The sequence below is a fragment of the Pseudomonas sp. H26/SER47-MNA-CIBAN-0231 genome (assembly GCF_040310465.1).
In the GTDB taxonomy this organism is placed as follows: domain Bacteria; phylum Pseudomonadota; class Gammaproteobacteria; order Pseudomonadales; family Pseudomonadaceae; genus Aquipseudomonas; species Aquipseudomonas atacamensis.
This window is the reverse complement of sequence record NZ_JBEOPW010000008.1, coordinates 116,163-132,170: the sequence shown is the minus strand read 5'-3', so window position 1 is coordinate 132,170 and position 16,008 is coordinate 116,163. Positions and strand designations below refer to the sequence as shown.

Genomic DNA, 16,008 nt, shown 5'->3' with positions numbered 1-16,008 from the left:
GCCTCTTCGCGAGCAAGCTCGCTCCCACATTTGATTTGGGTGAATGCAAATATTGCGTCCGACTCCAAACCCTGTGGGAGCGAGCTTGCTCGCGAAAGCGTCCTGACATTAAACAAGCATCTTCCTGATTGACTTCCTATTCCCCAGACGCCTTCCGAGTCTTCTTCGCCGGCGCCGCCTTACTGGTTGATTTGGCCTTGGGCTTGGCCGGTGCCTTGCCACCGAGGCTGCGTTTGAGCAGCTCGGTCAAGTCGATAACATCGGCAGTCTTGCGTTCTTCCTCGCCAGTGGTGGTCTCGACGTCCTCGATCTTGCCTTCGTGGGCTTTCTTCTCGACCAGCGCCATGATCTTGTCTTCGAACTCGTCCTTGTAGTCCTCAGGCGACCACTCCGAGGTCATGTCTTCAACCAGACGTTTGGCCATGTCCAGCTCGCCCTTGGCCAGTTGCGGCTTCGTCACTTCGCTGCCCAGCGCCAGTTCATCAAGGCTGCGCACTTCCTGCGGCCAGCGCAGTTTCACCAGAACCAGAGCCGACTCCAGCGGCATCAACGCGGCCAGGTATTGACGGGTATGCAGGACGACGCGAGCGAGGGCGACCTTGTTGGTTTTGCTCAGGGTTTCGCGCAGCAACGCGTAGACCTTGCCGCCGCGTTTGTCCGGTGCCAGGTAGTAGGGCGTATCGATGTTCTGCAGCGGAATCTGTTCGGCGTCGACGAAAGAGAAAATGTCGATGGTCTGCGTGGAAACCGGGTGCGCCGAGCGGATTTCTTCCTCGCTGAGCACCACATATCGGCCCTTTTCGTAGGCCACGCCTTTGACGATGTTCTCTTTGGTGACTTCCTTGCCGGTGACCTTGTTGATGCGTTTATAGCCCACCGGGTCCATGCTGCGGCTGTCGAGCCAATCGAAGTCCACGCCTTGGGACGACGTCGCTGAAACCAGCGCCACGGGGATGTGTACCAGTCCAAAACTGATTGCGCCTTTCCAGATTGCCCGAGCCATGACCTGTCCTCCGAGTGATGATCAGGTGACCCGTGGCGCGGTGAGAAAGTTTCCAGTGATTGCGCGGCGTCCAGCGGTACGGTCAAGCCGTGTTACATGTTGTTTAAGGCGCGAGGGTTAACAAATCCGAACCCACGGCGTAGCGTGGGCTCCAAGGCTCTAGTCCACGCACATCGAGAGGTATTTCCCATGAACCGGTTTCTGATTGGTATCGCCGTCCTCGCCCTCAGTGGTGGCCTGGTTCATGCCGATGTCGTGCTGGCGCAAAGCCCTACCGGCAACAGCAACAATCCCTACAACAGCCCGATCCGCCGGGCCAATCCCAACAGCATGCAGGGCACCCAGCCCAGCGCTCCGCCCCTTCGCGGGCCGAACACCGTTCCCGTGCCACGTCAGCCGACCGTTGAAAATCGCGGCATCGGCAATGGCCAGCCAATTCGCTCGGTGCCGAGCAATCCGCCAACCTTCATTCCCAACCCGCCCCCACGGGGCACCGGCAGCAACCGTTGAACGGCAGGACTGATGTTCTGTCAGCCTTTCACACGAACAAAAGGAATCGTGCATGTTGCGTAAAACCCTACTAGCTACCTGCTGCGCCGCCGCGCTGATCAGCGCCCCGGCCTTCGCCGCCGCGCCCAAGGAGCTGAAAAGCGAACAGGGCATTCTTGAAGTCACCACCATTGCCCAAGGCCTCGAACATCCGTGGGCGCTGGCATTTCTGCCTGATCAGAAGGGCATGCTGGTAACCGAACGCCCGGGTCATCTGCGCGTCGTCAGCAAGGACGGCAAACTGTCGGAGCCGATCAGTAGCGTGCCGCAAGTCTGGGCTAAAGGGCAGGGCGGGTTGCTTGATGTGGCGCTGTCGCCGGACTTCAAGCAGGACCGTATGGTCTACCTTTCGTACGCAGAAGGCGGCGGTGAGGGCGGCAAGGCTGGTACGGCGGTAGGGCGCGGACGGCTTTCCGATGACCTGAAGACGTTGAAGGACTTCAACGTGATCTTCCGTCAGGAACCGAAACTCTCAGTGAGCAACCACTTCGGTTCGCGGCTGGTGTTTGATCGCGACGGGTATCTGTTCATCACCCTCGGCGAAAACAATGATCGGCCGACTGCGCAGGACCTCGACAAGTTGCAAGGCAAAGTCGTACGCATCTTCCCGGACGGCAAAGTGCCGGACGATAACCCTTTCGTTGGCCAATCCGGTGTCCGGCCTGAAATCTGGTCCTATGGCCTGCGCAACCCGCAGGGCGCGGCGCTCAACCCGTGGACCGGCACGCTGTGGGAGAACGAACACGGGCCACGTGGCGGTGACGAAGTGAACATCATCGAGCGTGGCAAGAATTATGGCTGGCCGTTGGCGACCCATGGCATCAACTACTCGATGCAGCCCATCCCGGAAGCCAAGGGCAAAACTGCTGAAGGCACCGTGGCGCCGCATCATGTCTGGGAAAAATCCCCCGGGGTTACCGGCATGGCGTTCTATGACGCGGATCGCTTCACCCCGTGGCAGCACAACGCGTTTATCGGCGCACTGGTGTCCCAGGAATTGATTCGTCTGCAGTTCGATGGCGATAAAGTCGTCCATGAGGAGCGTTTGCTGGGCGAGTTGAACAAGCGCATACGCGATGTGCGCCAAGGGCCGGATGGCTATCTGTATGTGCTGACGGATGAGGAGAATGGCTCGCTGTACAGGCTGGGGCTGAAATAAGCCAATCGATCGTTCCCACGCTCTGCGTGGGAATGCAGCCCGGGACGCTCTGCGTCCCAAAAGATCGCAGCCTTCGGCTGCTCCCCAATGAGCCGCGCCAGTCAGTCCCGCATTTGGCCGAACCGCCGCCCCGTTGCCTTGTTATAGTTCGGGCCTTATTTCCCAGCCCGGTAAAGGATCACTGCCATGACTCAATACTCCGCCTTCAGCGTCGAACTGGCCGACAACATCGCGCATGTGCAGATCAATCGCCCGGAAAAGATCAACGCAATGAACGCGGCGTTCTGGAGCGAGATTGTCGAGATCTTCCAATGGATCGACGATACCGACGAAGTCCGCGTGGTGGTCCTCAGTGGTAACGGCAAGCATTTTTCATCAGGCATCGATCTCATGATGCTCGCCGGTGTCGCCAACGAGCTGGGCAAGGACGTGGGCCGCAATGCGCGCCTGCTGCGGCGCAAGATCCTCAATCTGCAAGCCTCGTTCAACGCCGTCGACAACTGCCGCAAACCGGTGCTTGCTGCGATTCAGGGCTATTGCCTGGGCGGGGCGATCGATCTGATCTCGGCTTGTGACATGCGTTATGCCGCCGAGGACGCGCAATTTTCCATCAAGGAAATTGACATCGGCATGGCCGCTGACGTCGGTACGCTACAACGGTTGCCGCGAATCATCGGAGACGGCATGCTGCGTGAACTGGCTTACACCGGTCGCACCTTTGGCGCCGAAGAAGCACGCAGCATGGGCCTGGTCAATCGCGTCTACAGCGACAAAGACACACTGCTCGAAGGCGTGTTCGGCATTGCCCGTGACATCGCTGCGAAGTCGCCGATCGCCGTGACCGGTACCAAGGAAATGATCAGCTACATGCGCGACCATCGCATCGACGATGGTCTCGAATACGTTGCCACCTGGAACGCCGCCATGTTGCAATCCACCGATCTGCGCGTGGCCATGGCCGCCCACATGAGCAAACAGAAACCCGAATTTCTGGATTGAGTTAACCATGATCTCTCGCTGGACCACTGCAGTACTCGACACCGATCAACCCGGCGGCTGGGCCGTAGCGCGCAGCCCCGAAGGCTTCCTGTTCGATGACAACGGCGCACTGTTTCCGCGCGAGTGGCTCAAGCGCCAGGACCTGTCGGTCCTCGCTGAGCATGGGATTGGTCATCTCGACGGTGAACCGGTCTATCTGCTTGAGTTGCGCAGCGTCAGCGATGTGCCCGGTTGCGGCTGGAAGGGGCTGCGGGCGTTCATGCTCGAAGGCGATCACACGCTGTACAAAGTGCTCGGTTACGCCGCACAGATCGGCACTTGGGCTCGCGAGCACCGCTTCTGCGGCAACTGCGGCCAGCCGATGACGCAAGTCCCGCGCGAACGGGCGATGTATTGCCAGCCGTGCGATCTGCGCAGTTATCCGCGCATCTCACCGAGCATGATCGTGCTGATCACCCGTGGCGACGAAATCCTTCTGGCACGCTCGCCGCGTTTCGTCACCGGGGTTTACAGCACGCTGGCCGGCTTCGCCGAGCCGGGGGAATCGGCCGAGGATTGCCTGATTCGCGAAGTTCGCGAGGAAGTGCAGATTGAAGTGAAGAACATCCAGTACATCGGCAGCCAGTGCTGGCCGTTCCCGCATTCGATGATGCTCGGCTTCCATGCCGAATATGCCGGTGGCGAAATTGTCTGTCAGGAAGACGAGATCGAGGACGCCCAGTGGTTCAACGTGCATGACTTGCCGCCGTTGCCGGCGTCGCGTTCGATTGCCCGTTACCTGATCGACGTCTACGTCGCGCGGCGCTTAGGCCACGCTGAACCAGTGCTGCCAGGCTAGGCGCACAGTCAGGCCAAGCACTACGGTGATGAACACTGGACGAATGAATTTGGCGCCGCCGCTGATTGCGGTGCGCGCGCCGAAGAAGGCCCCGACCATCACCGACAGGCCCATGCACAGGCCAATGATCCAGTCGACCTGACCGGAGAAGATGAACACCGACAGCGCTGCGATGTTGCTGACAAAGTTCATGCTCCGCGCCACGCCGCTGGCCTTGACCAGGTCGATCGGGTACAGCAGCAGACTGCTCACGGTCCAGAATGCGCCCGTGCCGGGGCCGGCCACGCCATCATAGAAGCCGAGGCTGAAGCCCTGGGTCGATTGCCATTTCTTTTTGATCGGCGCGTCGCTGTCCAGCGGCGCTTTCGGCGTGCCGCCAAACAGCAAATACAGGCCACAGGCGAAAACGATCACCGGCAGCATCTTGTTCAGCCACTCGGCCGGCAGGTAATGCGCAACCACCGCGCCGGTAAGCGCGCCAACCAGAGTGCCGACAATCGCGTGGGTCCACTGGCGTGGATGAAACAGTTTGCGTTTGTAGAAGGTGAAGCTGGCGGTCGCCGAACCGAAGGTCGAGCTCAGCTTGTTGGTGCCCAGCACCAGATGCGGCGGCAGGCCCGCCGTCAGCAGCGCTGGCGTGGTCAACAGACCGCCACCGCCAGCGATGGCATCGATGAAACCGGCAAGGAAAGCAACAGCAGCCAGAATGGCCAGGGTGGTGAGGTCAACGCTGAGTTCGAAAGGCATGGAGTCGGCTTATTCGGCAAGGCGCAGAACGTGGGCTGCGGGGAGGGCGGTTATGTTACTCATTTCCAGGTATTGCGGCGAGCTATCGCTTTACCCGGATCGCGTCATTGAAATACCTGTTTAGCAGCGGTGGCTAGTTCGAATCAATATAAAAACCTGTCAGGTTTCACAGGTGCCAGATTTTGTATAGAAGGCCAGCATTGACCCTTCTCGCTGTTGGGCGAGTAAAAAGATACTTAAAGGAGAATGGGTGATGGAGATCATTGTTGACCTGCACGGAACTGATGAAACCGAACAAGACGCTCGGGACAAAACCATCAAAAACCGAACTGTAGCTGGAAAAATCCTGGTGATTACGAAGGTTCAGATGCGCCCGGCATCACACTCGGCAACGGTTACCTACGAGTATGAGAACGATCCGAATTTTGATTGGGAGGAAAAAACTGCGGAATATTAAGGCGAGGACAGGGAACTCTACCGGTAACCGGTCAGGAGAACTGATAGGAACAGGCCTGCTGGCGATGCCGATCGGTTATTCAACACATTCATTGAATGACGATCCGCTATCGCTAGCAGGCTAACTGCTCCCACAGGGAATCTATGTGAATTTACAGGCCAAGTTCACTCAGCCCAGGATGATCATCCGGTCGGCGGCCCAGCGGCCAGTGGAATTTGCGCTCGCTTTCCTTGATCGGCATGTCGTTGATGCAGGCAAAGCGCTGGAACATCAGGCCGTTGTCATCGAACTCCCAGTTCTCGTTGCCGTACGAGCGGAACCAGTTGCCCGAATCGTCGTGCCATTCATAGGCATAACGCACCGCGATACGCGTATCGGAGTAGGCCCAGAGTTCTTTGATCAAGCGATAATCCAGCTCCTTCGCCCACTTGCGCGTCAGAAATGCCTTGGCCTCTTCGCGGTTGCTGGCGAACTCGGCGCGATTGCGCCACTTGGTATCGAGGGTGTAAGCGAGCGACACCTTCTCCGGATCGCGGCTGTTCCAGCCATCCTCGGCCAGACGCACCTTCTCGATCGCTGACGCATGGTTGAATGGCGGCAATGGCGGACGTACCTGGGCTGCAGTCGACATGTTCAATCTCCTGATTCATTTAATGTATGAACAACAAGTCCGGCTTATTAAGAGTTACAGGCCCAATAACTTTCGCGCCATGCATTGCGCATTATCGGCGGCACTGTGATCACCCATCACAAGCGCTACGGTAATGGCGCCTTCAATCAGGATCAGCAACTGTCTGGCCAATAGTTGCGGATCCTCGGCACCATATTCGGTACACAGCTTGCTCACGTAGTCGAGCAGCTTCTGTTTATGTTCTTTGGCCACCAGCCGCACTGGATCCTGCGGATCACCGGTTTCGCCGCTGGTGTTGATAAAGGCACAGCCGCGAAAGCCTTCCGAGTCGAACCAGCCCTTGAGCACGGTAAACAGGTTGAGCAGGCGATTAACCGGGGTTTCGGCCTGATCGACAGCCTGTGTGAACCAGTGCATCCAGCGAACATCGCGTCGCTGAAGGGCTGCGATAACCAGTGCGTCCTTGTCGGCAAAGTAACGGTAAATGCTTTTTCTGGAGACGCCGGCGGTCTTCACCAGAAGATCCATGCTGGTGGCAGCGATGCCACTTTTGTAGATCAACTTTTCGGTGACATCCAGAATGATGTCGCGTGTGTCATTGCTGATTGATTCGTTCATGTGGCGTACAGTAGAACGAGCGTTCTCCTTGGTCAAGCAAATTTCTTCAGCGTGTGTGAAAACGCTTTCGCGAGCACGCTCGCTCCCACAGGGGAATGCATTTCAACGGTGGGAGCGAGCCTGCTCGCGAAGGGGCCATTACGGACACTGACAAGACCCGGCGCAGACGATGGTGTAAGCTCTCAAACTCTTCGGAATCGAACCTTGCGAGCCTTATGCCGTTGCTTTTCAAACGTTCTCTGCTGCCTAAACTGCGCAGCTTCGCGCTGACCGCCGAGGCGGTGAGCATTCTGTCCAGTGCTGCCGAATTCCGACGCTGCCTGCTCGAGCAAATCGCCGCAGCGACCCAGCGCATCTACATCGTCGCGCTGTATTTGCAGCAGGACGAAGCCGGTCAGGAAATCCTCGATGCCCTGCACGCGGCCAAGCTCAAGCGTCCCGAGCTGGAAATCGCCGTGGTGGTCGACTGGTTGCGCGCCCAGCGCGGTTTGATTGGCGCCGGCAAGCAGCCGGGCAACGCCGCCTGGTATCAGGACATGACCCGCACGCACCAGAGTGAAGTGCCGATCTACGGCGTGCCGGTGCAGACCCGCGAGCTGTTCGGCGTGTTGCACCTCAAAGGCTTCGTGATTGACGACACGGTGGTCTACAGCGGCGCCAGCCTCAACAACGTCTATCTGCACAAACTCGACAAGTACCGTTTCGACCGTTACCACGTGCTGCACAGTCGCGAGCTTGCGGATTCGATGCATCACCTGGTCAAGCATGGCCTGATCGAATCGAAAGCCGTGCACCGACTCGACCTGCCCAACCTGCCGAGCACGCGCAGCCTGCGTAACGACATCGGCGACCTGCGCAGCCGTCTCAAATACGCGACTTACGACACCGGGGCCGGCAGCACAAGTAAAGAAGGGTTGTCGGTCACGCCACTGCTCGGCGTCGGCAAGAACAACCCGCTGAACCGGGCGATTCTCGAGCTGATCGCCAGCGCGCAAAAGCAGCTGACTATCTGCACGCCGTACTTCAACCTGCCCCTGGGCGTGATCCGTGAGATCAACCGCGCGCTGGCCCGTGGCGTGAAGATCGACATCGTGGTTGGCGACAAGACCGCCAACGATTTCTACATTCCGCCGAGCGAGCCGTTCAAGGTGATCGCCGCGCTGCCGTATCTGTACGAGATCAGCCTGCGCCGCTTTGCCAAACGCCATCAGCACAGCATCGACAGCGGCCAATTGAACCTGCACTTGTGGCGCGACGGTGACAACACCTATCACCTCAAAGGCATGTGGATCGATCAGCGCTACACCTTGCTGACCGGCAACAACCTCAATCCGCGCGCGTTTCGCCTCGACCTGGAAAACGCGCTGCTGATCGAAGACCCGAAAGGTGAATGGCTGGAGCCACGGGCGAAAGAGCTGGAAAACATCTTCCGCCATACCACGCGGATCGACAGCTTCCAGACCCTGGAGACACTGCCAGATTACCCGGCAGGGGTGGCGAAGTTTCTCAAGCGGGTGAGTCGGGTGAGGATTGAGCGGTTGCTGTACAGGATTCTCTGATCGCTAAAAGCAAAAGATCGCAGCCTTCGGCAGCTCCTACAGGATGTACACCGCCCAATGTAGGAGCTGCCGAAGGCTGCGATCTTTGCTACTGACGAACCAATTCTGTCAATTCAGACCCAACTTCCCTCGCATCATCGAAAGATCCTCCGCCAGCGTATTCACCGGCCCGACCAGCGCTTTGCGGTCGTTGTCCTTGACCTTGTCATAGGTCTCAAATCCGCCATCCGCAGTCTTGTACTTGGCCAGAATCCTGTCGACCGTGGCGAAGTTTTTGTCGACTTTCGCTACGAACGCCTTGTCCTGCTGTTCGATCTGCGGACGGAACAGATCAACGATCTTCTTCGCCCCGTCGATATTGCCCTGGAAGTCATACAGATCGGTGTGGCTGTAGCGGTCTTCCTCGCCGGAAATCTTCGTCGCCGCCACTTCTTCCAACAGCGCAGCAGCGCCGCCAACGACTTTCTCCGGCGGGAAGGTCAGGCCGGCCACACGGGTTTGCAGATCCTGCACGTCTTTGTTCAAACCGTCGGCCAATGCATCCAGACCCTTGGTGGACTTCTCCGCGAACAACGAATATTCGATGCGGTGAAAGCCAGTGAAGTCTTCAGCCTTTACGCCTTTTTCGTGATCGTCAACGCGAGAATCGATGGACGCATCGAGATCGCTGAACAGCTCGGCAATCGGCTCGATCGACTCGTAATACACCCGCGTCGGCGCGTAGAGCTTCTGCGCGGTCGCCAAGTCGCCTTTCTTCACTGCGTCGGTGAACTGCTGGGTGTGGCTGGCCAGTTCATCGAGCTTTTCGGTCACGTAGATCTTGTAGTCCGACACCGGCCCCACCAGATCCAGCGGCGCAGTCGCGGCGAACGCCGCTAGCGGGGTGTTGAGCAAACCAAGGGTCAGCAATAACGCGAGTGGCGTCTTTTTCATGGGGCGGCTCCAGTGTCGGTTGGGTGTCATGAGGTTTTGTTTTGGGAGGTGGCAGCGAGTAACGAGCGACCGATGAAATCGTCATCGCCGGTAGCGCCGGGCAGGGTGAAGAAGTAACCGCCGCCGACCGGTTTGAGATATTCCTCAAGCGGCTCGCCATTGAGTCGGGTTTGCACGGTGATAAAGCCTTTTTCCAGATCGGCCTGGTAGCAGATGAACAGCAGGCCCATGTCGAGCTGGCCGTTCTTGTTGACGCCGTTGGAGTAGTTGAACGGCCGGCGCAGGATCAGATTGGCCTGGGTCGCGGCGGTGCGCGGGTTGGCCAGACGAATGTGCGCATCGAGCCTGGTCAGTTTGCCGGCGGGGTCCTTGCTGTAATCCGGCACTTCGCTTTCCTTGTGGCCGCCGATGGGCGCGCCGCTGCTCTTGACCCGGCCGAGAATGCTTTCCTGCTCCTGCAACGGCGTGCGATCCCAGCGCTCGACGAAGTTGCGGATGATGCGCACCGCTTGATAACTGCCGTGGGCAGCCCAAGCCGGTTCGTCACTGTCCGGTTGTACCCAGACAATCCGCTCCATGGCCTTGGCGTCGTTGGAATCGGGGTTGGCCGAGCCATCGCGAAAACCGAGAAAGTTGCGCGCCGACTGCGCCGGTACACCGGGTTTGGCCGGGGCTTGCGGCGGGACGCTGCCTTCCTGTTTCCAGCGCACCAGCAACAGATCAGGCAGATTCTTGACGATGTCGCGCAGGGCGTGAATGTTGGTGTCGGCGGTGTTGGCGCAGAACTGCAGACTGAGATCGCCATGGCAGCAATCGGCGTCCAGCGCATCGTTGGGAAAACCGACCATGCGTTGCAGACGCTTGGGCTTTGCCGCCGCCAGACCGAAGCGCTCGTCGAACAGCGAATCGCCGACAGAGACGGTGATGGTCAGGTTGTCCGGGGTGACCACCGGGCCGAGGATGCCGGAGTCCAGCGGTGGCAGTTTCGGGTCGATCTGCGCGACCGGGCCGCCCTTCATCAAAAACGCGATGCGTTCGTTGAGGGTGCGGAACAGCCGCTCGAGGTCTTCGCGATCGCTGGCCAGCACATCGAACGCCACCAGCATCCCGGAGGCCGGGCGCGGGGTGACGATGCCGGTCTGGTGCACACCGTGGAAATCGTGGCGGTCTTCGGTCTTGTCGCTGCTCGGCGCTTCGGTGACTTGCGCAGGCTGCGCGGCCATGGCCGGGCAGCTCAGCGCCGAGCCGGCAAGGGCGACACCGGCGGCGCCCATGCCCATCAGCACGCGACGTCGTTGCAGGTTGAGAGGTTCTGAATCGTTCATCTGTCGTGGTCTTCTGCTTACAGGCCGGAAAGGCCGAGGGCGGGGTCGATGCCATCCATTGCCGCGGCCAGAGCCTGGGCTTTGGCGGCGATCTGCTGGCGTTGCGCGGCGGTCACGGCGTCGTAACTGACGTAGCCATCGGCGGATTTGAACGCGTTGAGCTGTTTGTCGAAGTCACTCATGGCCTGGTCGACATTCGCCAACACGTCAGCGGCGGATTTGCTCAGCATCGGGCGCAACAGGTCGACGACCTTGCGCGCGGTCTGCGCGTTGGCGGCGAAACCGTTGAGATCGCTGCGGCTGTAGCGTTCTTCCTCGCCGCTGCCGGCGCGCACCTCGGCGAGGCTGTTGAGGTTGCGCACGACGATGCCCACCAGTTGCTCCGGCGGCAGTGACTGCGCGAGCAACTGTTGCTTGAGGGTGGTGACATCTGCGAGCAAGCGCTGGGCAATCGGCGTGACATCATCGAGATTGCGCTGCTGGAACAGCGCGTATTCGAGGCGATGGAAACCGACGAACGCCGGATCCTGCTCGCGCTTTTCGAAATAATCGGCGCGGGCATTGATCTGATTGTCCAGCTCGGCCAGGCGCTGCGCCGCCGGCGCCAGACGCTGATAAGCGGCACGCGCCGGCAGATATAGCGCTTGTGCCTGATCAAGATTGCCACTGGCGATCGCCTGATTCAGCGCCGTTACCGCTTTGATCAACGCGCTGCCCTGAACGGCCAGATACACGCGAAATTCCGACAGCGGCCCGACGAACGCCACCATCGAGGGCTTGGCCTTGGCGGCCGCATCGGAAGCGGCCGTCGGTGTGACGTGCAAAGTGCCGCGCGGGTTGCTGAGCAAGCCGCAAGTGATCGCATAGTCGCCCGGTTGCAGGTTGGCGTTGATCACTTGGCTCAGGCCCGGCGCGATGTTTTCCCGCTCTTCGACCACCAGCACGCCGTCGAGAATTTCCCACTCGACCGCACGCTCGGAGCGGTTGACGATGCGGAAACTGGCGCGGCCGGCCGGCACCGTCAGGGCATTCGGCTCGCAACTGTGGGGATGGATGTTGACGACGATTTCGTCGTGGTTGTGCTGACGCTTGGCGGCGGCCATGTTCGAGGCGTACCAGAACAGCCCGCCGGCGGCGATCATCAGCAGCACCGAGCCGGCCAGCGCCCAACGCAGGGCCGGAGGGGTTTGGGTAGTAGACATGAAGGGCCTTATTGGCTGGAAACGGAAGTGGTTGGCGTCGCCTGGCGAGGCGCGGGCATGAAGAACATCACCAGTGCCAGCAGCAGATAAATCAGGTACGCGCCCAAGGTGCTGACAGTCGGCGCATCCTGATAACCGAACATGCCGGCCAGCACCGAGCCCAGCGGGCCGTCCATCGGCAGCGTCGCGCTGAAGTCGAACAGCACCGTTTGCAGGTGATTCCACAGCCCGGCTTCATGCAGCGCCTGCACCGAGTTGGCGAGAATCCCGGCGGCGACCACGAGGATGAACAATCCGGTCCACTTGAAGAACGCCGAGAGGTTGAGGCGCATGCTGCCGCTGTAGATCAGGAAACCGACGATCACCGCCAGGATCAGGCCGAGCAGGGCGCCAACCGGCGCGCCCGGGCCTTCGCTTTGCTGGAACACGGCGAGCAGGAAGAACACCGTCTCCAGGCCTTCGCGAGCGACGGCGAAGAAGACCATGGCGATCAGTGCAATCACTTGATGCCTGGATTGCGTCAGCGCTTGATCCAGCGAGGCTTGCAGCGAGTGCTTGATCGACCGCGCGACCTTGCGCATCCAGAACACCATCGAACTGAGAATGCCCACGGCGACCAGACCGACCACGCCTTCGAACAACTCCTGCTGCTTTTGCGGGAATTCAGCGCTGACCAGCTCCAGACCACCACCGACCAGCAGGGCAAGGGCGGCGGCGAGGAAGACGCCGATCCATACCGCTGGCATCCATTGGCCACGGCCGGTCTGTTGCAGGTAACTGGCAATGATGCCGACGATGAGCGCGGCCTCGATGCCTTCGCGCAACATGATCAAAAAGGGAACGAGCATTGGCGAGCCACAGCGATTTAGATAGGAGGCTAAGTTGTAACATAATGACACTCATTCCCAAATGGCATTCATTGACATTTAGCTGAACCTTAGCTGAACAACTGTGATTCCTGTGGGAGCGAGCCTGCTCGCGAATGCGGTATGCCTGTGACATTTGTTTATCTGACACACCGCCTTCGCGAGCAAGCTCGCTCCCACATTGGTCCTGCGGTGACTTCAGCAGCTGGGTTAAGATGCCCACCACCCAAAAAACAACAAGGCTCACCTCGCTCCATGGCGGAAAAAGACACCATTGCCATTCAACTGGTGCGCGAAGCGCTGCTGCAAAGTTGTGCCCCGGGCGCGGCGACGGATGAGGCGTTGACCAAGGTCGGCATCGATCCGGCTCTGTTAACGGCCGATGAGGGCAGGGTGCCGGCCTCGCAATACGCCAAACTCTGGCGCCTGCTGGCACGACGCGGTGATGACGAGTTCTTCGGCATGGACCCGCGCCCGCTCAAGTCCGGCAGCCTGGCATTTCTGTGTCGCAGCGCCATGGCGCAACCGACGCTGGCGGCGGCGCTGGATACCGGTCTGACGTTCCTGTCGCTGATGCTGGAAAAACTGCCGGCGCAACTGGTGCATCAGCAGAGCCTTGCGGAAATCGTCCTGCTCGAAGACGACGCCGAGCCGCGCCGCGCCTTTACCTATTTCACTTACTGGATGATCGTTCACGGCGTCGCGTGCTGGCTGGCCGGGCGGCGGATTCCGATTCTGGCGATTGAACTGCGCTGCGCCGAACCGGATTTCACTGACGACTATCGGGTGATGTTTTCGGAAAACCTGCGTTTCGAGCGCCCGCGTACACGAATGATCTTTTCCGCCGATTGCCTCGATCTGCCGATCAAGCGCAGCGCCGAAGAGCTGAAACGCTTTCTGGCCCAGGCGCCGGCGAACATTCTGGTCAAATACCGCGACCCCGACAGCCTCGCCAGCCGGATCAAGCAGGATCTGCGACAGCTGCCCGCCGAGCATTGGCCGGAAACCGAGGCGCTGGCTCAGCAATTGTGCATGTCCGCGTCGACATTACGCCGGCGTCTGGCGGAGGAAGGGCAGACCTATCAGGGCCTCAAGGACAGCGTGCGCAAGGAGCTGGCAATCACTTGGCTGGCAGAACCTTCGATCAGTTTCGTCGAGATTGCTGCACGCCTGGGTTTTGCTGATGCCAGTTCGTTCTACAAGGCGTTTCGCAAGTGGTCGGGGTCGAACCCGGGGCCTTACCGCACACTGATCCTCAATGAGGTGGTCTGACCCGACGCCTTCGCGAGCAGGCTCGCTCCCACCCAGGGCCGCGTGACCATTCCCCTTAAAAGGCTTGGCCAAACCAGTCAGCCACTTTGATAACTTTGACCATTGCCCCAAGCCCCGCGCGGCGCGACTATCCCTGTGTTGTTTACGGTTCCCAGCCTAATAAAAACACCGAGGGATTCTGGCAATGCGCGATTACTTGTCTGCCATCGAACAGTTCGATTATCAGCACACCGTCGATGCGTCGCTCAGCGGCACGCTGGCGGCACTCAACGCCTGCGTTGAATGTTGCGACCGCCATGCCTTGCCCGGGCGCATTGCGTTGTTCTGGGAAGGTCGCGACGGCTCAAGTGCGACTTACACCTTCACTGATCTGCAAGACAAAGCTGCGCGTTTCGCCAATTTCCTCCTCGCTCAGGGCGTGCAGAAGGGCGATAAAGTTGCCGGCCTGCTGCCACGCAACGTCGAATTGCTCATCACTGTGCTCGCCACCTGGCGCATCGGCGCGGTGTATCAGCCGCTGTTTACCGCATTCGGGCCGAAAGCTCTCGAACATCGCCTGAACAGCTCCGGGGCGAAAGTCGTCGTCACCGACGCGGTCAATCGCCCCAAGCTCAGTGAAGTCAGCGCATGCCCGACCATCGTCACCGTTGGCGGTGTGAAAGGTCAGGGCATTGTCCGTGGAGATTTCAGTTTCTGGGCTGAGCTGGCCAACCACTCCAATGTTTGCGAACCGGTGTTACTGACCGGCGAAGACCCGTTCCTGTTGATGTTCACCTCGGGCACCACGGGGCCGGCGAAAGCGCTGTCAGTGCCGCTCAAAGCCATCGTCGCCTTCCAGAGCTACACCCGTGATGCGGTGGACCTGCGCCCTGAAGACGCGTTCTGGAATGTCGCCGATCCGGGATGGGCCTACGGCATTTATTTCGGCGTGACCGGGCCGTTGGCGCTGGGGCACCCGATTACCTTCTACGATGGCCCGTTCACCCTCGAAAGCACCTGCCGGGTGATCAACAAATACGCCATCACCAATCTCACCGGTTCGCCTACTGCCTATCGCTTGCTGATAGCCGGGGGAGAGGAGTTCGCCAAATCGATCAAGGGCAAACTGCGCATCGTCAGCAGCGCCGGTGAGCCGCTGAACCCGGAAGTGATCCGCTGGTTCGCCGATAACCTCGACGTGGTCATTCACGATCATTACGGCCAGACCGAACTGGGCATGGTGCTGTGCAATCATCACGGCCTCAAGCACCCGGTGCATGTCGGCGCGGCCGGTTTCGCTTCGCCGGGCCATCGCATTGTCGTGCTCGATGAGCAGTGCAACGAACTCGGCGTCGGTCAGCCGGGCATTCTCGCCATCGACCGCCCGCAGTCGCCGATGTGCTGGTTCGGTGGCTACGAAGGCGCGCCGACCAAGGCCTTCGTCGGCGACTACTATCTGAGCGGCGACACCGTGGAGTGGAACCCGGACGGCAGCATCAGCTTCGTCGGCCGCAGTGATGATGTGATCACCACTTCGGGCTACCGCGTCGGCCCGTTCGACGTGGAAAGTGCCCTGATCGAACACCCGGCCGTGGTCGAGGCGGCGGTCGTCGGCAAACCCGACCCGGAACGCACCGAACTGGTCAAAGCCTTTGTTGTGCTGAGCGCGCAGTACCGCGCCGCGCCGGAGTTGGCCGAAGAGCTGCGCCAACACGTGCGCAAGCGTCTGGCCGCGCATTCGTACCCGCGTGAAATCGAATTTGTCAGCGAATTGCCCAAAACCCCGAGTGGCAAATTGCAGCGCTTTATCTTGCGCAACCAGGAAATCGCCAAGGCTCAAGAGGCCGCGGCGCACAACGTTTCAGCTTGAA

At 59.8% G+C, this 16,008-nt stretch carries 16 protein-coding genes; 8 read left to right on the top strand and 8 right to left on the bottom strand.

The features are described 5' to 3' along the window. Nucleotides 1–136 precede the first annotated feature (136 nt). Nucleotides 137–1,003: a non-homologous end joining protein Ku gene (gene ku, locus AAEZ10_RS14795; RefSeq protein WP_073474486.1), complete on the bottom strand. Its 867-nt coding sequence runs from the start codon at nucleotides 1,001–1,003 to the stop codon at nucleotides 137–139. A 189-nt stretch (nucleotides 1,004–1,192) separates the two neighbouring features. Between ku and AAEZ10_RS14790 the strand changes: the two genes are divergently transcribed. From AAEZ10_RS14790 to nudC, 4 genes are all read left to right on the top strand, one after another. Further along, nucleotides 1,193–1,513, top strand: coding sequence for a hypothetical protein (locus tag AAEZ10_RS14790; RefSeq protein ID WP_041480395.1), 321 nt, complete (start codon nucleotides 1,193–1,195; stop codon nucleotides 1,511–1,513). A 52-nt stretch (nucleotides 1,514–1,565) separates the two neighbouring features. Next, nucleotides 1,566–2,711, top strand: coding sequence for a PQQ-dependent sugar dehydrogenase (locus tag AAEZ10_RS14785; RefSeq protein WP_350569806.1), 1,146 nt, complete (start codon nucleotides 1,566–1,568; stop codon nucleotides 2,709–2,711). Between the two features lie 186 nt (nucleotides 2,712–2,897). Continuing rightward, the gene (locus tag AAEZ10_RS14780; RefSeq protein ID WP_122698299.1) at nucleotides 2,898–3,710 is read left to right on the top strand and encodes a crotonase/enoyl-CoA hydratase family protein; all 813 of its coding nucleotides are present in this window, start codon (nucleotides 2,898–2,900) and stop codon (nucleotides 3,708–3,710) included. Nucleotides 3,711–3,717: 7 nt separating this feature from the next. Further along, a complete protein-coding gene (gene nudC / locus AAEZ10_RS14775; RefSeq protein ID WP_122706144.1) occupies nucleotides 3,718–4,548 on the top strand; it encodes an NAD(+) diphosphatase in 831 nt (276 codons plus the stop codon). Here nudC and AAEZ10_RS14770 read toward each other — a convergent pair. Then, nucleotides 4,516–5,295 carry a TSUP family transporter gene (locus tag AAEZ10_RS14770; protein WP_016774706.1) on the bottom strand — a complete coding sequence of 260 codons (780 nt, stop codon included), beginning with the start codon at nucleotides 5,293–5,295 and terminating at the stop codon, nucleotides 4,516–4,518. The genes nudC and AAEZ10_RS14770 overlap by 33 nt on opposite strands. Before the next feature lie 253 nt (nucleotides 5,296–5,548). Between AAEZ10_RS14770 and AAEZ10_RS14765 the strand changes: the two genes are divergently transcribed. Beyond that, nucleotides 5,549–5,752, top strand: coding sequence for a hypothetical protein (locus tag AAEZ10_RS14765; RefSeq protein ID WP_130930112.1), 204 nt, complete (start codon nucleotides 5,549–5,551; stop codon nucleotides 5,750–5,752). 151 nt (nucleotides 5,753–5,903) lie between these two features. On the opposite strand, the gene AAEZ10_RS14760 is transcribed toward AAEZ10_RS14765, so the two are convergent. Both AAEZ10_RS14760 and AAEZ10_RS14755 read right to left on the bottom strand, forming a co-directional pair. Further along, nucleotides 5,904–6,383, bottom strand: a complete 480-nt coding sequence (locus AAEZ10_RS14760) for a nuclear transport factor 2 family protein (RefSeq protein ID WP_073474475.1) — start codon at nucleotides 6,381–6,383, stop codon at nucleotides 5,904–5,906. Nucleotides 6,384–6,437: 54 nt separating this feature from the next. Then, complete coding sequence (locus AAEZ10_RS14755; RefSeq protein ID WP_350569903.1) at nucleotides 6,438–7,001, bottom strand: TetR/AcrR family transcriptional regulator; 564 nt, start codon at nucleotides 6,999–7,001, stop codon at nucleotides 6,438–6,440. A 215-nt stretch (nucleotides 7,002–7,216) separates the two neighbouring features. Here AAEZ10_RS14755 and pssA point away from each other — a divergent pair, with 215 nt between their 5' ends. Next, a complete protein-coding gene (pssA, locus tag AAEZ10_RS14750; RefSeq protein ID WP_350569802.1) occupies nucleotides 7,217–8,560 on the top strand; it encodes a CDP-diacylglycerol--serine O-phosphatidyltransferase in 1,344 nt (447 codons plus the stop codon). A gap of 108 nt (nucleotides 8,561–8,668) precedes the next feature. On the opposite strand, the gene efeO (AAEZ10_RS14745) is transcribed toward pssA, so the two are convergent. The 4 genes from efeO (AAEZ10_RS14745) to efeU are packed head-to-tail and all read right to left on the bottom strand — an operon-like array spanning nucleotide 8,669 to nucleotide 12,868. Next, a complete protein-coding gene (efeO, locus tag AAEZ10_RS14745) occupies nucleotides 8,669–9,493 on the bottom strand; it encodes an iron uptake system protein EfeO (protein ID WP_016774710.1) in 825 nt (274 codons plus the stop codon). A gap of 26 nt (nucleotides 9,494–9,519) precedes the next feature. Beyond that, a complete protein-coding gene (gene efeB, locus AAEZ10_RS14740) occupies nucleotides 9,520–10,818 on the bottom strand; it encodes an iron uptake transporter deferrochelatase/peroxidase subunit (RefSeq protein ID WP_350569799.1) in 1,299 nt (432 codons plus the stop codon). A gap of 17 nt (nucleotides 10,819–10,835) precedes the next feature. Further along, nucleotides 10,836–12,020: an iron uptake system protein EfeO gene (gene efeO, locus AAEZ10_RS14735; RefSeq protein WP_350569797.1), complete on the bottom strand. Its 1,185-nt coding sequence runs from the start codon at nucleotides 12,018–12,020 to the stop codon at nucleotides 10,836–10,838. Nucleotides 12,021–12,028: 8 nt separating this feature from the next. Continuing rightward, a complete protein-coding gene (gene efeU / locus AAEZ10_RS14730) occupies nucleotides 12,029–12,868 on the bottom strand; it encodes an iron uptake transporter permease EfeU (RefSeq protein ID WP_130930107.1) in 840 nt (279 codons plus the stop codon). Between the two features lie 273 nt (nucleotides 12,869–13,141). Here efeU and AAEZ10_RS14725 point away from each other — a divergent pair, with 273 nt between their 5' ends. Next, on the top strand, nucleotides 13,142–14,158 hold the full coding sequence (locus AAEZ10_RS14725) for an AraC family transcriptional regulator (RefSeq protein ID WP_350569796.1): 1,017 nt from the start codon (nucleotides 13,142–13,144) through the stop codon (nucleotides 14,156–14,158). A gap of 184 nt (nucleotides 14,159–14,342) precedes the next feature. Then, nucleotides 14,343–16,007 (top strand): AMP-binding protein, encoded by a 1,665-nt coding sequence (locus tag AAEZ10_RS14720; protein ID WP_350569794.1) that lies wholly within the window; start codon nucleotides 14,343–14,345, stop codon nucleotides 16,005–16,007. The last annotated feature ends 1 nt before the right edge of the window (nucleotide 16,008 follow it).

Bases quoted from the DNA above. Each gene is read 5' to 3' on its own strand.
- AAEZ10_RS14780 (WP_122698299.1), top strand. From the start codon at position 2,898: ATGACTCAATACTCCGCCTTCAGCGTCGAACTGGCCGACAACATCGCG.
- AAEZ10_RS14760 (WP_073474475.1), bottom strand. From the start codon at position 6,383: ATGTCGACTGCAGCCCAGGTACGTCCGCCATTGCCGCCATTCAACCAT.
- AAEZ10_RS14720 (WP_350569794.1), top strand. From the start codon at position 14,343: ATGCGCGATTACTTGTCTGCCATCGAACAGTTCGATTATCAGCACACC.
- nudC (WP_122706144.1), top strand. From the start codon at position 3,718: ATGATCTCTCGCTGGACCACTGCAGTACTCGACACCGATCAACCCGGC.
- efeO (WP_350569797.1), bottom strand. From the start codon at position 12,020: ATGTCTACTACCCAAACCCCTCCGGCCCTGCGTTGGGCGCTGGCCGGC.
- AAEZ10_RS14770 (WP_016774706.1), bottom strand. From the start codon at position 5,295: ATGCCTTTCGAACTCAGCGTTGACCTCACCACCCTGGCCATTCTGGCT.
- efeO (WP_016774710.1), bottom strand. From the start codon at position 9,493: ATGAAAAAGACGCCACTCGCGTTATTGCTGACCCTTGGTTTGCTCAAC.
- pssA (WP_350569802.1), top strand. From the start codon at position 7,217: ATGCCGTTGCTTTTCAAACGTTCTCTGCTGCCTAAACTGCGCAGCTTC.
- efeU (WP_130930107.1), bottom strand. From the start codon at position 12,868: ATGCTCGTTCCCTTTTTGATCATGTTGCGCGAAGGCATCGAGGCCGCG.
- AAEZ10_RS14755 (WP_350569903.1), bottom strand. From the start codon at position 7,001: ATGAACGAATCAATCAGCAATGACACACGCGACATCATTCTGGATGTC.
- AAEZ10_RS14785 (WP_350569806.1), top strand. From the start codon at position 1,566: ATGTTGCGTAAAACCCTACTAGCTACCTGCTGCGCCGCCGCGCTGATC.
- AAEZ10_RS14790 (WP_041480395.1), top strand. From the start codon at position 1,193: ATGAACCGGTTTCTGATTGGTATCGCCGTCCTCGCCCTCAGTGGTGGC.
- efeB (WP_350569799.1), bottom strand. From the start codon at position 10,818: ATGAACGATTCAGAACCTCTCAACCTGCAACGACGTCGCGTGCTGATG.
- AAEZ10_RS14765 (WP_130930112.1), top strand. From the start codon at position 5,549: ATGGAGATCATTGTTGACCTGCACGGAACTGATGAAACCGAACAAGAC.
- ku (WP_073474486.1), bottom strand. From the start codon at position 1,003: ATGGCTCGGGCAATCTGGAAAGGCGCAATCAGTTTTGGACTGGTACAC.
- AAEZ10_RS14725 (WP_350569796.1), top strand. From the start codon at position 13,142: ATGGCGGAAAAAGACACCATTGCCATTCAACTGGTGCGCGAAGCGCTG.